This window comes from Cupriavidus nantongensis (genome assembly GCF_041726985.1).
Lineage (GTDB): Bacteria > Pseudomonadota > Gammaproteobacteria > Burkholderiales > Burkholderiaceae > Cupriavidus > Cupriavidus nantongensis_A.
Window position 1 is genome coordinate 1 of the sequence record NZ_CP168303.1, and the last position, 17,457, is coordinate 17,457.

The 17,457-nt window shown below is 60.1% G+C and carries 8 protein-coding genes; all 8 read left to right on the forward strand.

Annotated features, from left to right (window positions below; all coding sequences use genetic code 11):
* The 8 genes from dnaA to ACEI37_RS11060 all read left to right on the forward strand — a co-directional run bounded on the left by dnaA (position 1) and on the right by ACEI37_RS11060 (position 17,315).
* Positions 1-1,770, forward strand: a complete 1,770-nt coding sequence (gene dnaA, locus ACEI37_RS11025; RefSeq protein ID WP_373378919.1) for a chromosomal replication initiator protein DnaA — start codon at positions 1-3, stop codon at positions 1,768-1,770.
* A 425-nt stretch (positions 1,771-2,195) separates the two neighbouring features.
* Positions 2,196-3,311, forward strand: coding sequence for a DNA polymerase III subunit beta (gene dnaN / locus ACEI37_RS11030; RefSeq protein ID WP_373378920.1), 1,116 nt, complete (start codon positions 2,196-2,198; stop codon positions 3,309-3,311).
* Between the two features lie 253 nt (positions 3,312-3,564).
* Positions 3,565-6,090 carry a DNA topoisomerase (ATP-hydrolyzing) subunit B gene (gene gyrB, locus ACEI37_RS11035; RefSeq protein WP_373378921.1) on the forward strand — a complete coding sequence of 842 codons (2,526 nt, stop codon included), beginning with the start codon at positions 3,565-3,567 and terminating at the stop codon, positions 6,088-6,090.
* A 604-nt stretch (positions 6,091-6,694) separates the two neighbouring features.
* Complete coding sequence (locus ACEI37_RS11040; protein WP_373378922.1) at positions 6,695-6,910, forward strand: helix-turn-helix domain-containing protein; 216 nt, start codon at positions 6,695-6,697, stop codon at positions 6,908-6,910.
* Positions 6,903-7,748 (forward strand): type I restriction enzyme HsdR N-terminal domain-containing protein, encoded by an 846-nt coding sequence (locus ACEI37_RS11045; RefSeq protein ID WP_373378923.1) that lies wholly within the window; start codon positions 6,903-6,905, stop codon positions 7,746-7,748. Before ACEI37_RS11040 ends, ACEI37_RS11045 begins: the two co-directional genes overlap by 8 nt.
* Positions 7,706-10,093: a serine/threonine protein kinase gene (locus ACEI37_RS11050; protein WP_373378924.1), complete on the forward strand. Its 2,388-nt coding sequence runs from the start codon at positions 7,706-7,708 to the stop codon at positions 10,091-10,093. Before ACEI37_RS11045 ends, ACEI37_RS11050 begins: the two co-directional genes overlap by 43 nt.
* Positions 10,093-11,766: a hypothetical protein gene (locus tag ACEI37_RS11055; RefSeq protein WP_373378925.1), complete on the forward strand. Its 1,674-nt coding sequence runs from the start codon at positions 10,093-10,095 to the stop codon at positions 11,764-11,766. Before ACEI37_RS11050 ends, ACEI37_RS11055 begins: the two co-directional genes overlap by 1 nt.
* Positions 11,763-17,315: an ATP-binding protein gene (locus ACEI37_RS11060; RefSeq protein ID WP_373378926.1), complete on the forward strand. Its 5,553-nt coding sequence runs from the start codon at positions 11,763-11,765 to the stop codon at positions 17,313-17,315. Before ACEI37_RS11055 ends, ACEI37_RS11060 begins: the two co-directional genes overlap by 4 nt.
* Positions 17,316-17,457: the final 142 nt, after the last annotated feature.

Genomic DNA, 17,457 nt, shown 5'->3' on the forward strand with positions numbered 1-17,457 from the left:
ATGCAAGATTTCTGGCAGGCGGCAGCCGCGCAACTCGAGCGCGAACTGACGCCGCAACAGTTCAAAACGTGGATCAAGCCGCTGGCGCCCGTTGCGTTCGATGAAGAAACGCATGCGCTGCGGATTGCTGCGCCCAACCGTTTCAAGCTCGACTGGGTCAAGAGTCAGTTTTCGGGGCGCATCACCGCCCTCGCCTGTGAATACTGGGAAGCGCAGGTCAGCGTCCAGTTCGTGCTCGATCCCGCCGCGTCCGGCCGCGCCGCTGCCTACATGCAGCCGGCCCAGCCCGGCATGGGCGTGGGCGGCATGGACCGCATGGAACAGCATCACGCAGCACCGGGTACGGGCATGGGCGGCTATCCCGGCACCCAGTCCGCCCAGCCGATGGGTGGCCAGCCGCCGTTTGCCATGCCAGGTCAGCCGGGACAGTCCGGCTACGGTGACTACCCGACCGCGGCCGCATATGGCCTGGGCCAGCCGCCATATGGCCACCCGACAGGCAACCCCGCCGGCATGCCCTCCGCCGCCCCGGTTCCGGCCGGCGCGCGTGGCCAGGGCATGGGCCAGCATCCCGGCCAGCACCACCCGCACCACAACGCCGACCTGGGCGAGATCGACGTGGTCCAGATGGACCCCGCCGAAGCCAGCGCCCGCTCCTACCGCGCGCCGCAGCAGGGCCAGCATCCGCATGCCGCGATGGGTAACGCTGCCCAGATGCCCGGCCACCAGCCCAGCGACACGGTCCACGAGCGCTCGCGCCTGAACCCGATCCTGACGTTTGACAACTTCGTCACCGGCAAGGCCAACCAGCTGGCGCGCGCCGCCGCGATCCAGGTCGCCAACAACCCGGGCAAGTCGTACAACCCGCTGTATCTCTATGGCGGCGTCGGCCTGGGCAAGACCCACCTGATCCATTCCATCGGCAACCACATGCTGATGGAGAACCCGCGCGCGCGCATCCGCTACATCCACGCCGAGCAGTACGTGTCCGACGTGGTCAAGGCGTACCAGCGCAAGGCCTTCGACGAATTCAAGCGCTACTACCATTCGCTGGACTTGCTGCTGATCGACGATATCCAGTTCTTCTCCGGCAAGAACCGCACGCAGGAAGAGTTCTTCTACGCCTTCGAGGCCCTGATCGCCAACCGGGCCCAGGTGATCATCACCAGCGATACCTACCCCAAGGAAATCACCGGCATCGACGACCGCCTGATCTCGCGCTTCGACTCCGGCCTGACCGTGGCGATCGAGCCGCCCGAGCTGGAAATGCGCGTGGCGATCCTGATGAAGAAGGCCGCCGCCGAGAACGTCAACGTTCCGGAAGAAGTCGCTTTCTTCGTCGCCAAGCACCTGCGCTCCAACGTGCGCGAGCTGGAAGGCGCGCTGCGCAAGATCCTGGCGTTCAGCAACTTCCACGGCAAGGACATCACCATCGAGGTGACGCGCGAGGCGCTGAAGGACCTGCTGACCGTGCAGAACCGCCAGATCTCGGTCGAGAACATCCAGAAGACCTGCGCGGATTTCTACAACATCAAGGTCGCTGACATGTATTCGAAAAAGCGGCCTGCCAATATTGCCCGGCCGCGCCAGATCGCCATGTACCTGGCCAAGGAGCTGACGCAGAAGAGCCTGCCCGAGATCGGCGAACTCTTCGGCGGTCGCGACCACACCACCGTGCTGCACGCCGTGCGCAAGATTGCCGACGAACGCAGCAAGGACGCGCAGCTCAACCACGAGCTGCACGTGCTGGAGCAGACGCTCAAGGGCTGATGCATGGTTTGCATGTCATTCCCGCGCAGGCGGGAATCCAGTGACTTTTGAAGACGCTGGGTTCCCGCCTACGCGGGAACGACAGGCAGGCAGTTTTGGAGGGCCAGCCCCGCCGGGCTGGCATACTGTAGGGTGCGCGCCACGGACATCCCGTGGCGCCTGGGGAATTAACGTCAGCGTCGCCGGGGCAAGTGTCCGGAAAGTGGCCACTGATAAGGCTTTGCGGTGAGTCGGGACGGGATGGCAAGAACGATTGGCGCCAGCGTGGCTTTTTGGGCACAGCTGGCCCGACGGCCGGTCCCGCCCCGCTTCACCGCAGCGGCTTATCCTTGGTACAATGGCACATTAACTCCTTGATTCCTAAGTGAATTTGGAGTTGTTTGCGTTCTGCGGTCGCCGATTACAAACGACGAAGGATAAATTCAATGCAATTGGTCAAAACCTCGCGAGACAACCTGCTGCGTCCGCTGCAAATCGTGAGCGGCATCGTGGAGCGCCGCCACACCCTCCCGATCCTGGCCAACCTGCTGATTCGCAAGTCCGGGTCGAACGTATCCTTCCTGTCGACCGACATCGAGATCCAGATCACCACGCACGCCGAATGCGGCGTGGGCAGCGACAGCGTCGCCACCACCGTGGCCGCACGCAAGCTGCTCGACATCCTGCGTGCCATGCCCGACGGCGACGTGGCCCTGTCGCTCAACGACAAGCGCATGACCGTGCAATCCGGCAAGAGCCGCTTCGCACTGCAAACGCTGGCCGCCGAAGAATTCCCGACCGTGGCTGAAGCCAGCGAATTCAACGCCAGCGTCAGCCTGCCGCAGAAGACTTTCAAGCACCTGCTGGCGATGGTCCACTTCGCCATGGCGCAGCAGGACATCCGCTACTACCTGAACGGCATGCTGCTGGTGGTCGAAGGCAAGAAGGTCATGGCAGTCGCCACCGACGGCCACCGCCTGGCGTACTGCGGCGTCGAGCTGGAAACCGAAGCCGCCGGTGTTGGCGCGCGCCAGGAAGTCATCATCCCGCGCAAGACCATCCTGGAACTGCAGCGCCTGCTGGAAGACAACGACGATCCGGTCACGGTGCAGCTGGCCGCCAACCAGGTCAAGTTCACGTTCGCCAATATCGAACTGATCTCCAAGCTGGTCGAAGGCAAGTTCCCGGACTTCCAGCGCGTGATTCCCAAGGGCTACAAGAACGCCTTCGCGATCGACCGCGTGCAGCTGCAGCAGGCGCTGCAACGCACCGCGATCCTGACCACCGACAAATTCAAGGGCGTGCGCTGCATCCTCGACACGCACATGCTCAAGATCAGCTCCACCAACGCCGACCAGGAAGAGGCGCAGGAAGAGCTGGAACTCGATTACTCGGGCGACGCGCTCGATATCGGCTTCAACGTGACCTACCTGCTCGACGTGCTTGCCAACCTCAAGACCGAGCAGGTGCAGGTCAGCCTCGGCGACTCGAATTCGAGTGCGCTGATCACCGTGCCGGACGACGACAACTTCAAGTACGTCGTCATGCCGATGCGCATCTGATGATCCGGTGACAGGACCTGTGCCACAACCAGCGCAGACAGCAACCGGAGCAGCAAACGGCACGCTACGACACCCGGCCCCGGCCGGAACGTCCAGGGGATGACCATCCCGCCGCGGGGGCAGGATCGTTACGACGATCCGCCCCTTTTGCCGTTTTTAGTAACCCGCCATGCGGGCCCATCGCGCCCCGCCGCCGGCATGCCAGCCATGCCCGCCCGGCCCCGATCCCGCATTCGCCGCAAGTAGGAAAGACATGACCGAACAGCAGAATCCGCAACAGGAAAACACCTACGGAGCCTCCTCGATCCAGATCCTGGAAGGCCTGGAGGCGGTGCGCAAGCGCCCGGGCATGTATATCGGCGACACGTCGGACGGCACCGGCCTGCACCATCTCGTGTTCGAGGTGCTGGATAACTCCATCGATGAAGCGCTGGCCGGCTACTGCACCGAGATCCAGGTCACCATCCACAGCGACAACTCGATCTCCATCGTCGACAACGGCCGCGGCATCCCGCCGCTGGTCAAGTTCGACGACAAGCACGAACCCAAGCGCAGCGCGGCCGAAATCGCCATGACCGAGCTGCACGCCGGCGGCAAGTTCAACCAGAACAGCTACAAGGTGTCCGGCGGCCTGCACGGCGTGGGCGTGTCTTGCGTGAACGCGCTGTCCAAGTGGCTGCGCCTGACCGTGCGCCGCGACGGCCAGGTCCACCTGATCGAATTCGCCAAGGGCGAAGTGCAGAACCGCATCATCGAGACCGTGCCCGGCCCCGACGGCCAGCCCGTTGAAGTCTCGCCGATGAAGATCACCGGCGCCACCGACAAGCGCGGCACCGAAGTCCACTTCCTGGCCGACGAAGAAATCTTCACCAACGTCGAGTTCCACTACGAGATCCTGTCCAAGCGCATCCGCGAGCTCTCGTTCCTGAACAACGGCGTCCACATCAAGCTGGTCGACCAGCGCACCGGCAAGGAAGAAGACTTTGCCTTCTCCGGCGGCGTGAAGGGCTTTGTCGAGTACATCAACCGCGCCAAGAGCGTGCTGCACCCCAACATCTTCTACGCCAACACCGAAAAAGACGGCATCGGCGTGGAAGTGGCCATGCAGTGGAACGACGGCTACAACGAGCAGGTGCTCTGCTTCACCAACAACATCCCGCAGCGGGATGGCGGCACCCACCTGACCGGCCTGCGCGCCGCGATGACCCGCGTCATCAACAAGTACATCGAAGAAAACGAAGTCGCCAAGAAAGCCAAGGTAGAAACCACCGGCGACGACATGCGCGAAGGCCTGGCCTGCGTGCTGTCCGTGAAGGTGCCCGAGCCCAAGTTCAGCTCGCAGACCAAGGACAAGCTGGTCTCGTCCGAAGTGCGCCTGCCCGTGGAAGAACTCGTCAGCAAGGCCCTGACCGACTTCTTGCTGGAAACGCCCGCCGACGCCAAGACCATCTGCGGCAAGATCGTCGACGCCGCCCGCGCCCGCGAAGCCGCCCGCAAGGCCCGCGAAATGACCCGCCGCAAGGGCGTGATGGACGGCATGGGCCTGCCCGGCAAGCTCGCCGACTGCCAGGAAAAAGACCCCGCCCAGTCCGAACTCTTCCTGGTCGAGGGCGACTCCGCAGGCGGCTCCGCCAAGCAGGGCCGCGACCGTAAGTTCCAGGCCATCCTGCCGCTCAAGGGCAAGATCCTGAACGTAGAGCGCGCCCGCTTCGACAAGATGCTCTCCAGCCAGGAAGTGCTGACGCTGATCACCGCGCTGGGCACCGGCATCGGCAAGGACGACTACAACCTGGACAAGCTGCGCTACCACCGCATCATCATCATGACCGATGCTGACGTGGACGGCTCGCACATCCGCACGCTGCTGCTGACGTTCTTCTACCGGCAGATGCCTGACATCATCGAGCGGGGTTATGTGTATATCGCGCAGCCGCCGCTGTACAAGATCAAGCATGGGAAGGATGAGCGGTATATCAAGGATGATGTCGAACTCAATGCTTATCTGTTGAAGTTGGCGATGGAGAAGGCGTCGCTGGTTCGGCCGGATGGGTCGGAGATCAGTGGGGATGCGCTGACTGAGTTGGCTCGTCAGTACCAGCTGACGGAAGGTGTCATTGGGCGCTTGTCGCGGGTTGTGGATACCGATGCGCTGCGGGCTATTGCGGATGGGGTGACGCTGGATCTGGATAGTGCTGCTGCGGCGGAGGCTTCAGCGGTGGCGCTGAAGGCTAAGTTGGCTGAGATGCATGCCAAGACGTTGATCGGGGCGGCCGTCAATGATGACGGTACCGCTGACGTTTACGCGCAGTTTGATGAGAAGACTGACAAGCATCGGTTGATGATTGCGCGCCGCCACCACGGCAACGTGAGGTTGTCCCATCTGGATGCTGATTTTGTTCATGGGGCTGACTATGCTGCCCTGTCCAATGCGGCCAAGACGTTCCAAGGTCTGACTCCGGAAGGTACCAAGGTACAGCGTGGTGAAGGCGAGAAGCTGCGCGATCAGACTGTCAACGACTTCCACGGGGCTATGCAGTGGCTGTTGGCTGAGGCTGAGCGTGGGGTTTCTCGGCAGCGGTATAAGGGGCTGGGGGAGATGAATCCTGAGCAGCTGTTTGAGACGACCCTTGACGTTACGCAGCGGCGGTTGCTGAAGGTGCAGATTGAGGATGCTATTGCGGCGGATCAGATCTTTACCACGCTGATGGGGGATGAGGTGGAGCCGCGGCGGAACTTTATTGAGTCTAATGCGCTGGTGGCGCGGAATATTGATGTCTGATGGTGCCGGGGTAGGTCTCAAAATATTTGAGAAAAATCCACAAATAAGTGACTCAGCCTGGGATGGGAATTGCGTCCTCCCTTGACGCAGCACACTCACGGGCAGAGGCACCATAGTCAGCTCGGATGATTTGTAATCATCACATGCAGCCGGCACCAATAAAATCAAGGGGTTACAGGTTTCTTCCTGTAACCCCTTGTGCTTTTTGCGGTTCAAGTACCCGGTGGGTAAGGGTGCGATTTTCTGTCAGAGCTATTCCGGCGATGCGAACTTCGCGCGGCGTGCTGATCTGAGCGAGCGAATTTTGAGTCAGTTGCTGTGATGAGGCAGCTCTCGGTTGGCTTCTGACACTCCAAATAAGAACAAACAACCGCGCGCATATCGGGCATTCCCGTTACCGTCCGTACCTCGTAGGTCAAGGTTGAAGGAGGCCTGAAACTCACTTTGAAGACGAGGCCAAAGCATGGCCTTCAGCGAACCCAGGCCATCCCGACAGGGGCTAACCCGGTCAAAACGGGTTAAAACCATACCTAACCCATTGGAAATCGCGTAGACTGTGGTCAGTTGCCGCCACTCTGGCGGTGCATTTCGTTTGGATGCAGACATGGACGACCGTTGGCTCTCCGTCGATGAAATCGCCGATTACCTCGGTGTCGCCAAAGACACCATCTATACCTGGGTGACCTCTAAAGGCATGCCAGGGCACAAAGTCGGGCGCTTCTGGAAATTCAAGAAGGAAGACGTAGACGCGTGGGTGCGAGAAGGTGGTGCTGCCGCCATCAGTCATGACTTTGACGACAAGGAGCCGCGCAATGCGTAAGCAGCGCTCAACACACGACAACAATGAAATGAGCGCCCTGGATCAAGATGCTCAAGTGCCCGATAGCGGCCTCGAGGAGGGCAAGGTCTTTGATTACATCACCGGCAAGCCGGTGAAAGACAGCGACAAAGAACAGGTTCGCCAGCGTATCGCACGTGCCGTCATTCACGAGTATGGCATTGCGGCCGAAGATATGGAGCCCGACTTCAAGGTCAAGGTGGAGGGCAAGAACCGTAGGCTCGACATCGCCATCTTCAAGCCCGGACAGGCTCACACGGGAGACAACCTCTCTCGCGCCGTAGTTGTCGAGAAGGAGCCCAAGCTCGGCACCAAGGGGGCATATCGCATGCGCGACCCGGAAGAGGCGCGCAAAGAATTTGAGGTGCTGGAAACTGTGATGGCCGGAGTCGAGAGCTGCGACTACGGCCTTTGGACTAACGGCCTGGAGTTCTTCTTTTTCAAGAAGGAAGTCACCCGCTTCGACACCAAGTTCAAGCCCATCGGCGACTGGCCAATGGGTGACGACACCTTCAGCGTTGAAGGCCGTTCGATGGGGCGCTTGCGCCGCGCCGACCCGGTGATGTTGCGCACCGCTTTCCGCCGTTGCCACAATTACATCCATGGCAACGAAGGGATGCCCAAGGATGCCGCCTTCTGGCAGTTCCTCTATCTCATCTTTTGCAAAATGTATGACGAGCAGCAGCCCAATGCTGCGCGTCGGTTTTGGGTGGGGCCGTTTGAGCCGTTTGAACCCGCTGGGCGCGAACAGATACGTCTTCGCATCTTCAGGATCGCTTGCTGTCACCCGAAGACGCTCTGGAGCTGGGCAAGCAAGTGATTGAAGGCTTGGTGCACTTGCATGCACAGGGCTTCCACCACTGCGACATCAAGCCGCGCAATCTCCTGTGGACACAGAAGGGCGCGAAGATCATCGACTTCAACGTCTCGGTGCGTGCCGATGACAAAGATTCGCGCGGCGGAGGCTCGCGCCGCTATCTGCCTCCAGATTTTGACCCCGAAGTCATTCCGCACAATGGCGAGCGCGCGGACCGCGATCTGTACGCTTTGGGCTTGACTCTGTATGAGGCCCTGACCTCCCGCTACCCCTGGGACACGACCGAGCCTCCCATCAACAAGCCTGCGCCAGACCCGCGGGAGTTGTCAGGCTTTGCCGACCTGGCGCCGGAGTTGGTGAATGTGGTGCTGAAGGCCATTGCCCCGCGTCGGGCAGAGCGCTACCACTCCGCCATGGATTTTCGTGATGCCCTGGCAGAGGTGCGCCACGCAAGGCGCATTCAAACGGTGAGCCTGACGGCGATGGCTGCCGCAGCCAGTAGTGGCAATGCGGTGCTGTTCGAATCCGAACCCAACAGCAACGCCTTCGTCTCGCACTTGCTGACGCTCTATAGCCAGAGCCGCCGCAGCAATGCTGGTACGCGCGGCATGGATGCCCTGGGCTTCTCCGCCTATGTGGACACGGCACTGGATCGAGCGCTGTTGCCCGCCGTGCTGCTGGGTGAGTTCCGCTTGGTGTTGATATCAGGCAATGCGGGTGATGGCAAGACGGCCTTCTTGCAGCGCCTGGAGAAGGAAGTCGAAGCCCGTGGGGGGGCGGCCAATCGCGGCCTGCCCAACGGCAGCGAGCTGACCTTGGACGGCAAGCGCTACCTGATCAACTACGACGGTAGTCAGGATGAGGGCAACAAGGACAACAACCAGGTCTTGTTGGATTTCTTGGCCCCGTTCAAAGGCAGTGATACCAGCGGTTGGAAGCCTCAAGAGACCCGCCTCATTGCGATCAACGAAGGCCGGTTGGTGGACTTCCTGGCGACGCATGAGGGCGACTTCCCGGCACTGACAGCGCTGGTTCGGCGGGCGTTCTCAACGGGTGAGGCCGAGTCAGGCGTGGCGGTGGTGAACCTGAACCTGCGGAGTGTCGTGGCCGATGCTGATGGCGGTTCGATTCTGGAGCGTACGCTGCAAAGCATCGTGCAGCCCAAGAACTGGTCGGCCTGTGAGCGCTGTGATTTGAAGGACAGCTGCTATGCCCTTTACAACGCGCGTAGCTTCCAGGACGAAATCGCTGGCCCTCGCTTGCTGGAGCGGCTCAAGACGCTTTACACCATGGCGCACCTGCGGGGGCGCTTGCACATCACGATGCGCGATCTGCGCTCGGCCCTGTCGTTCATGCTGATTGGCAACCGCGACTGCGGCGAGATTCATGCGCTGTATTCGGCCGGGAAACATGATGAAGTCGCCCGTAGCTTCTACTTCAATAGCTGGATGGGCGGCGGGCAGCCAACATCGGATCGCTTGCTCACCTTGTTGAGGGATCTTGATGTAGGCAAGCAGGAAGACCCGCGTTTTGACCGAGGGCTGGATTTCGTGCAGCCGGATGACCGCGCCTTGTTCCGATTTGAGCGTCGGGGCCAGTTCGATTTCGAGGTGTTGAAGCGCTTGTTCGGAGAGCTGCCGCGCGGCTTGTCAGATTCGTCTATGCGACATCGTGCGCGTAAGCATCGGGGGTATGTGGCGATGGCTCGCCGCAAGCACTTCTTCGAGAGGCGCGACACAAGCTGGGAAAAGATGCTGCCGTACCGCTCAGCCAAACGCATGGTGGAGATCGTTCGTGGCGCTACGCCAATTGATGAACTCACGAGCGAAATTCTGCATGCCATCAACCGAGGCGAGGGGCTGCAGCGACCGGAGCGCCTAGGTGCCAGCTTGGCCTTGCAGTTGCGACAGGTCGAACACGGAACGGTTCGCAGCTACCGGCTCTTCCCGGTGGAGGGCTTTGGGCTTCAGGTGCAAGACTTTGCGCCCAAGGCTCGCTTCGTTGAGCATCTGCCGACAGGCCTGCTGTTGAAGTTCCAGGGTCAGGGGGCCGGTGCCATCACCAGTGAACTGATCATCAACCTTGATGTGTTCGAAATGTTGGTGCGCCTGAATGAAGGCTACCGGCCCAGCGTCGAGGAAATGCAGGGCTTCTATCTCTGTCTCGGCGTCTTCAAGAACAGCCTCAACGCACAGCCCTATCGGGAAATTCTGCTGACCACGACCGGCCATGACTTCTATCGCCTTGCTCGCCATGACGATGGCCGTGTGGAGATGCGTTTGCTGCGGGGGCCGGTAGCGGATGTGCGTAAAGAAGAGGTCATAGAACACGGCGTCAGGGGGAAATGATGGCATTGCAGAAGAAGGACAGGGAGTTCCGACTCCCGAAGATCAGCTATCTCGACTTCAAGACCATCGAGATGGACCGGGTGCTCACGGGCCTGTTTGAGCGCTTGGAACACGGCGGCTATCCCAGCGTGTTTCGTGACAAGCGTGAACTGACTGTGGGCAAGTTCGTGGACGATATCCTCGACGCCAGCGACAAATTCTTGGGCTTCACGCAGCACCGGGACATGGTGGAGCGTTGGGTGGAAACCCACCTGATGGACATCGTGAACCGGGGCAAGAAGAATGCGGCTGTGGCTGGCCCTCGACCCCTGCATGGCTACACCTACCGTTTTCGCAACCCCAAGCATTCGCGTGACTACGGCGCGGCCCAGCACCTCTATCAGATGCTGCACCACGCTCGGAATCTTTCAGGCCACAAAGCCATTGAGCACTTGAAGGCCTTCTTCTTTGATGGTTTCGACAAGCTAACTCGCGAGCTGAACGACAAGGCACTAACGGACATCGAGACGGCCACGCTGCTGCACTTCTTGTCTCAGCGTAAAGACACGGCAGACACGCGTGCAGGGGGCGACCGCTTTGCGCCGGTGTGCATTGGATCGGCAGACTTGATGGCGGAGGACATTCAGCGACTGCTGTTCTACAAGCCCTTCATGCCGCGCTCGGTGATGGTGGAGTACCTGAAGGTGCTGCTCTCGTTCCACCTGGCGCTGTATCACCTGCGCTTGTTGAAACTGCTGCCTGCCTGGCAGAAGCTGGAGGGCGCAAATTCGCTGTGCGCAGAGTTGGCGTGCCCCATGAAGCCGCGCGAACAGCGTGATCCGCAGGGGGACTGCCCCTACAAGCTGGGATTGTTTGTTGACCTCTCCGGCAGCGCTGAGTCAGCAACGGCAACGCTCGCTGAGCGCAGTGCCGATGGGTATTACCGGCGCATCCCAAGTTTCGTCCGCGCGTACTTCGTTGCCAAAAAGCTCGACGAGTTCTCAGAGCATCTGGTCCGACGTGGCAAGTTGATCCGCCCCTTGAACTCAGTATTCTCCGTTGGCGAACTCTATGGGCTGCAAGGTGAACCCTTCGCGGAAGAGCGTAACAAGTTCTTCGGCGAGCGCCTGGCCGGGCTTCTGGAGTCCCTCTCGGAAGGGGATGCGGGGTTGGATGCCGAAGTAGCGGCCATCACCAAGATGGGGCTCTCGGATTTCGAGACATACATCGAAATTTTGGTGGCCCTTCGTGGCTCCTTCCACAGGAAGTACATCATTGAGTCGCTGGACGCGACGATGCTGAAGAACAAGTCGGGAGCGCTGCTCGCTCAGACCCGCGCACGGAACGCGCCCCGACGGTTCGCGCTTGAAAGCCGCCTGCTGGAAGTGCTTCTGCAGATTGCAGTCTTGCGCCCAGGAGGGGAGCAAGGCTACTTCACAGGTGAGATGCGGATCGATGATCTGCTGTACTTCCTGCGTGAGCGCTACGGCCTCTACATCGATCAGCTGCCGCCCGGCGAAGGGTTCGCAACGCCCACTATCGACGAGCGGAAAGCCTTGCGAAGCAATGTGCAGGCCTTCACCGGACGCCTCCGAGAGATTGGTTTCTATCGAGACTTGTCCGACGCGTATGTAACCCAGACAGTTGTGCCGCGCTACACGATTGCAGAACGAGCAGAAGGAGCGCGCACATGAGCCAGGGTCTGCGTGAACTCACCAGTCAAGAACTGAACGCGGCGCTTGAGTCCGTCTTGCTGCCGAGACTGTCCAAGCTTCTGGCTGCCCGCGACCTTGGGCATTGCATGCGTGTCACGGATCTGGACCGTGAGCTGATGATTCGTTTGGCCGGTGGCCTTCGGGCGGCCGTTCCTTCTGCCAACGTGGTGGTATTGGCAGACGATAGTCTTCGTGCACTGGCGCCGGATTTGGCCGTCAGCAGCACCAAGCTGGTCGAGCTACGGAACCCGCTGCCCAACGACGAGCTTCGGCCACCGCTGCTCGTGTTTGTGCCAAACGATCTGCGTGCTTCCGCGGAGGACTCTTTTGGGGTCGCGACGTTTGAAGAGGTGTCAATTGACGGCTCCTACGCCGAGCTGAATGCGCAGCTGATTACGCAGGTTCCAGCCAATCTCCGAGTTGCAGTCGAGGCATGTTTGAGTGAGCTGCGCCGTGGTGATGCCCGTTGGCGATATGCCGATGATGCCGCAGTGGCCCGGTATCTGCTCACCTGTCAGGTCAACGACTTTGATCAGGAAGCCATGGGCGCGGCACTGTTCGAACTGGCCCTCGTGCCTGATTTTGAGTTGTTCCAGCAGGCCGAACGTGCGCCTGTGCGGGTAGGGCGCAACCGCGAGTGTGTCGAGCGGGTCACGTGGTCCACCAAGACGGAGCGCGTCCGCGCCCTTGAGTTGGGCTTGCTTGATCCAGCTTTCTGCAAGCAGTTGGGCGAGTTCTTTTCGCGGGTCGGCGTTGCCAATCCAAGGGAGTGGACGCAACTGGTCGTCCGTGACCGTGTGCATTGGCCACTAGCCTTCAACAAGTGGCTGTTTGAGGACGGGGGCGTCAACCCCGATACTATCTACATTGGCGATGTTGTCCTGCCAGACTTGCCGGTGGTGAAGGATGACAACGAAGACCCCCGTTTGGCAGAGCTGATTGGGCATAGAGTATTGCCCATCTCGAAGACCGGATTGAAGAAGTTTAGCGTCTCGTTCAGAGTCGATCCCGTGCCATCAAAGGTGGAGGGCTTGTCCCGGTTTGTGGCGGAGGTGGTGTCGCGTGACAACGGCCCAACAGGCCTGCGCCGCCGCAAAGCGGCATGGACCAAAGGCACCGATTCAGGGGTGATCGCCTTTTCGTCGATTGGCAAGATCGACTGGGAAGAAGGCTGGCACTTCGTTCGTGTGTATGCGGAAACCGAGGATGGTGACCGCATTCCGCTCGCCGATGGCGAGGGCAATCCTGTTCGCTTCAACAGCGATGCATCGGAAGCGCACGCCAATCCCAACGACAGCGATCTCTTCTATGTGCTCGCCGATGATGAGGTGGAGGTTGAGCCCCCGCAACGCGCGGTACCGCGAGAGCCTAGCCTGATGCACGCCTTGCTACGCGCGCGATTTGCGGCTGTGGCGCAGGATCGAGACCCCAGTTCAGTTTCGATCACGGGCTGTGCTTGGGTGGAGCGAAGCAGCAAGGCTGCGGCCAGTGGCGAGACCTTGGAGGTTCGCCTGGGCAAAGAAGGAAAAGCGAACGTCTTGGTGTCTGGTGTATTGGCCGGCCTGGAACGTGCGTTTCTTGACGACCCGGACGGCATCAATCGATTGAGGCTGTCGGTCAGCGCATCTGGCGTTGCTACGCGCTCAACGATCTCCTTCAAATGGCCCGTCTCCGACGAGGCGACAAGATTCCGTGAAGCTCGGGCAACACTCTTTGGTGCTGTCTTGCAGGGCGATCAGCGTCTGATCATGCAGGCCAGCGATCTTCTGAGCTTGCAGGAGCCCGTTCAGAACTATGCGGCTGCCTATCTGACTTGGATCGATGCGGTACTGGTTCGATCCGGCTCAACCGATGCCGCCGTCGTTCGCCAAGCGGTGGACGAGTTGCGTTGCGCACTCACCATCGATTCGGTGGCTTTGGCGCTGGAGGACTATCAAGGTAGGCGACGCGACGCTGTTTTATTGGGCCCGACACATCCTCTGCGTGCGAACTGGCATGCTGCGTGGAGCCAGCTTGGACAGACCTGGGTGGAGCGCACTCAGTCGAGTGGCCGTGAGTTTGTGGTCCCAACCCGCGACGCGGTGATCAAGCAGCTTGCGCCTGCCGCTTTTCCTCCGGTGCTGCCCTTCGGTGAGGAGCTTGGGCGCACAGCGCTGGCAGTGGACAACATCAACCCGTTCTGGTCACTGTATGCAGCGACTGACGAGAAAGACCCTCGTGGTTTGGTTGGGGAGGTATGTGCCGCGCTCGGCCTGCCGGAGCCTGCCATCGGCGGCGCGACCATCGACAGCGCCTACTTGGCAGCTCGGGTACAGCGCTATCTAATTCAACACCCGTATGTTGAGACTCTGACAATCAACGCGTTCAATGCGGGGCGAGCGGGGGCCTTGGCCGAAGTGCTGCTGGCACTGCAGCGTCATCCCGAGTTTGCTGATATTCGGTACGACATTAGGCTGTTCGTGCTCGATCCGGCTGCGCCATCGACAGGGGAAGCTTTGCTAGAGCTGTTGGCGCCGGATTCTGGAACGAGCGCAAAGGAGGCTGATGCATTCTCAACGCCGACTGACAGCCATCTACACCCGAAGCTGCGATTGGCAATCCGAGCGATCAAGGAGTTTCGAGACGACCCGGATTTACATTCGGCACATCTGTCGTTCCTGTTTGACTTGTTCCCTGCCGAAGAGATTCGTGCCATAGACGTTCTTGACTCGGATGATGCCTCCTTCGTCCATGGCCTGGTTCAGCCCTTTGAAGTGGACTACCTGGAGGACGAGCAGTCTATTACCTGGCTTCGTCGCCCGCTACACGGTGTCGCGGAGCCGATTGAGGGGGCGGAGGCACTGTCCGATTTGATGGGGGGCATTTCACGTGCAGCATCGGTTGCCGTGGCAACCGTGGCACGTAGCCAGTACTTACCGCATGCGCGGCCTGTAGTGGCGTTGAGTCTGTCGGCAGACGAGCGAGCAATGCTTCATCAGGTGCACGAGGTCAGTGATTGGGTGCTCACGATTGACCGAAACCTGGGCATCGAGTTTTTTGACCATCGGCGGCACTCCACACGCCCTGACTATCTGATCGATCACTCCCCCGACATGGCCAATGCGATGAGCCATCGGTTGGCAATTACTTCGCGCTCTGTGGCTGAGCTGGAGTCGTTGTTGGTGCCCATTCTGGGCGAGTACGGTCTGCCAAGTACGGGGCGCCATGCCTTGGTGATGCTGGATCAGCTGCGCTCGCTGTCTGGCCGCTTGGCCCTGAAGTTGTTGTCGTCGTCATCGCAAAGAGCTGAGGCGATGGGGCTCGCACTCTCCCGCTTGTTTCTCGAACATCAAGGTGTTTTCCAGAACCAGGTCGTGGTGCCGTTGGATGCGCATTTGGAGTTGTACAAGCCCCTTCGGCAGAGCGCCGAAGAGATGGGGGATGAGGTTAGCTTCCGGCGAACTGATCTTGCCCTGTTCGATCTTGATCCGGCCAGCCGCGAGTTGACTTGCAGGTTGGTCGAGGTTAAGTGCTACAGCCAGGTTGGTGATGTAGCTGCCTACGCGCAATTGAAGGCGTCCATTGCTGAGCAAATCGCGCAGACGGAACAGGTTCTCGCATACCACTTCGACCCCAAGCACGGTGAGGTGGATCGCCCGGATCGCCCGATCAAAAACCGTGACCTCGCTGCATTGCTGGGTTTCTATCTGGATCGCTCAGAGCGGTACGGCGTCGTCCTGCCTGAGGCAGCAAAAGAGGCGCACTACTTCTTGCGGCGTTTGGATGAGCGTCCTTACACGCTGAAGTTCACGCGAAGCGCTGTGGTGTTTGACTTCAGCAAGCCAGGCACAGAACCGGCCGAGCATGAGAACGGCATAGAGTTCTACCGAATTGGCAGTGATCTGATTCGGCAATTGGTTGAGTCGGCGGTCACCGACACGGAGACTATCGCCAGCTTGCAGGTCGCCCGGTCCGCAGATACGGCACGGGAAGTCACTCAGGAGCTGCTGCGCCGCAGGGAACTGGCTCCAGCCGTCCCGACCTTTGAGACTGCAGCCTTCCTGAGCCCACCTCGTGATCGAACGCTGGCTTGGGATGACGGCCCACGGGTTACCTACCAGCCACCCGAAGTTGTCCCTGCCGCGCAGGCGCGCGAACCGGAGCCTGCAGTGGTGGTGGCCCCTGTGGTGATTGCACCTGCTCAGTCGCCAATCGCTACGCCAGAGCCGACGCCATCTGCAGCGGATAATCAGAAGCTGACTCAGGTGCAGGAGGACGAAGTGGTATTGGCTGGGACTGTCCCCGCCGTCGCGCCTGCATTTGAGGCAGTTGCAGCCCTCGGCAGTCGGGTTGCCTACGACATCATGCTCGGCGCGACCGGATCAACTCCTCAGTACGGCTTACTTGGTGAGGTGTCTGGGCGCAAGGTTGCGCTAGACCTCAATCAGACTCACACCATCAGTCTGTTCGGTGTTCAAGGGGGCGGGAAGAGCTACACATTAGGTAGCGTTGCGGAAATGGCCTCGCTGGCTATACCTGGCATCAACTGCCTGCCCGAGCCGCTGTCCACGGTGATCTTCCACTACAGCCCGACCATGGACTACAAGCCAGAGTTTACGTCGATGGTGGGCGCCAATAGCGTTGAGGACCAGATTCGTGCGCTGAAGGAGGTGTACGGCGCAGAGCCGAAGGCCCTGGCCGATGTATTGCTGCTTGTGCCAGCAGACAAGATCGAAGAACGGCGGGCGGAGTATCCGGATATAGAGGTGTCGTCGCTGCAATTCTCTGCGTCGGAGTTGAAGGCCTCGCACTGGAAGTTCCTGATGGGGGCCGTGGGCAATCAGGCCACCTACATCCGCCAAATCATGCGCATCATGAAGTCCATGCGCGACGACATCAGCCTGGAAGGGCTGCGTGCCGGTATCGAAGCTTCGTCCGTCCCTGATCACTTGAAGGAGCTGGCCAAGATGCGCCTAGACTTGGCCGCCGAGTACATCAACGATTCGACCTCACTCACCGAGGCAGTTAAGCCTGGGCGCTTGATCATCGTGGACCTTCGAGACGAGTTCATCGAAAAGGATGAAGCTCTTGGGCTCTTCGTTGTGCTGTTGCAGCTGTTTGCAGATGCTCGGATTGATGGGCGCAGCTTCAACAAGCTAGTGGTGTTCGATGAGGCCCACAAGTACATCGAAAGCCCAGACCTGGTTGCCGGGCTGATCGAGGTGGTTCGGGAAATGCGGCACAAGGGCGTGAGCATCATGGTGGCCAGCCAAGACCCACCATCTGTGCCGGTCAGCCTGATCGAGCTGTCTAGTCAGATCATCATGCACAAGTTCAACTCGCCTGCCTGGCTGAAACACATCCAGAAAGCCAACGCTGCACTCGGTAATTTGACGCCTGAGCGCATGGCTCAGCTTAAGGCCGGTGAGGCCTACATATGGTCAAGCAAGGCCACTGACGAGTCGTTCTCAAAGGGTGCTGTCAAACTGCGGTGCAGGCCCCGTGTGACGCAGCACGGTGGCGCCACACGGGTGGCGGTCAGCGATTGATGACTGTCTGATTTGTAGCGAGGAGATATTGGGGGCTGGCGCGGCCCCAAAGTGTCCGGAAAAAGTTATGAGACAAACTGCGGGTTGAAGATCGAGAGGTCAATTGAGTGAGCCGTGGATCAAGTGTCAAGCGGCATCTCAG

Excerpts from the sequence above, each read along its gene's own strand:
- ACEI37_RS11055 (WP_373378925.1), top strand. The coding sequence starts at position 10,093 with ATGGCATTGCAGAAGAAGGACAGGGAGTTCCGACTCCCGAAGATCAGC.
- dnaN (WP_373378920.1), top strand. The coding sequence starts at position 2,196 with ATGCAATTGGTCAAAACCTCGCGAGACAACCTGCTGCGTCCGCTGCAA.
- dnaA (WP_373378919.1), top strand. The coding sequence starts at position 1 with ATGCAAGATTTCTGGCAGGCGGCAGCCGCGCAACTCGAGCGCGAACTG.
- ACEI37_RS11045 (WP_373378923.1), top strand. The coding sequence starts at position 6,903 with ATGCGTAAGCAGCGCTCAACACACGACAACAATGAAATGAGCGCCCTG.
- gyrB (WP_373378921.1), top strand. The coding sequence starts at position 3,565 with ATGACCGAACAGCAGAATCCGCAACAGGAAAACACCTACGGAGCCTCC.
- ACEI37_RS11040 (WP_373378922.1), top strand. The coding sequence starts at position 6,695 with ATGGACGACCGTTGGCTCTCCGTCGATGAAATCGCCGATTACCTCGGT.
- ACEI37_RS11060 (WP_373378926.1), top strand. The coding sequence starts at position 11,763 with ATGAGCCAGGGTCTGCGTGAACTCACCAGTCAAGAACTGAACGCGGCG.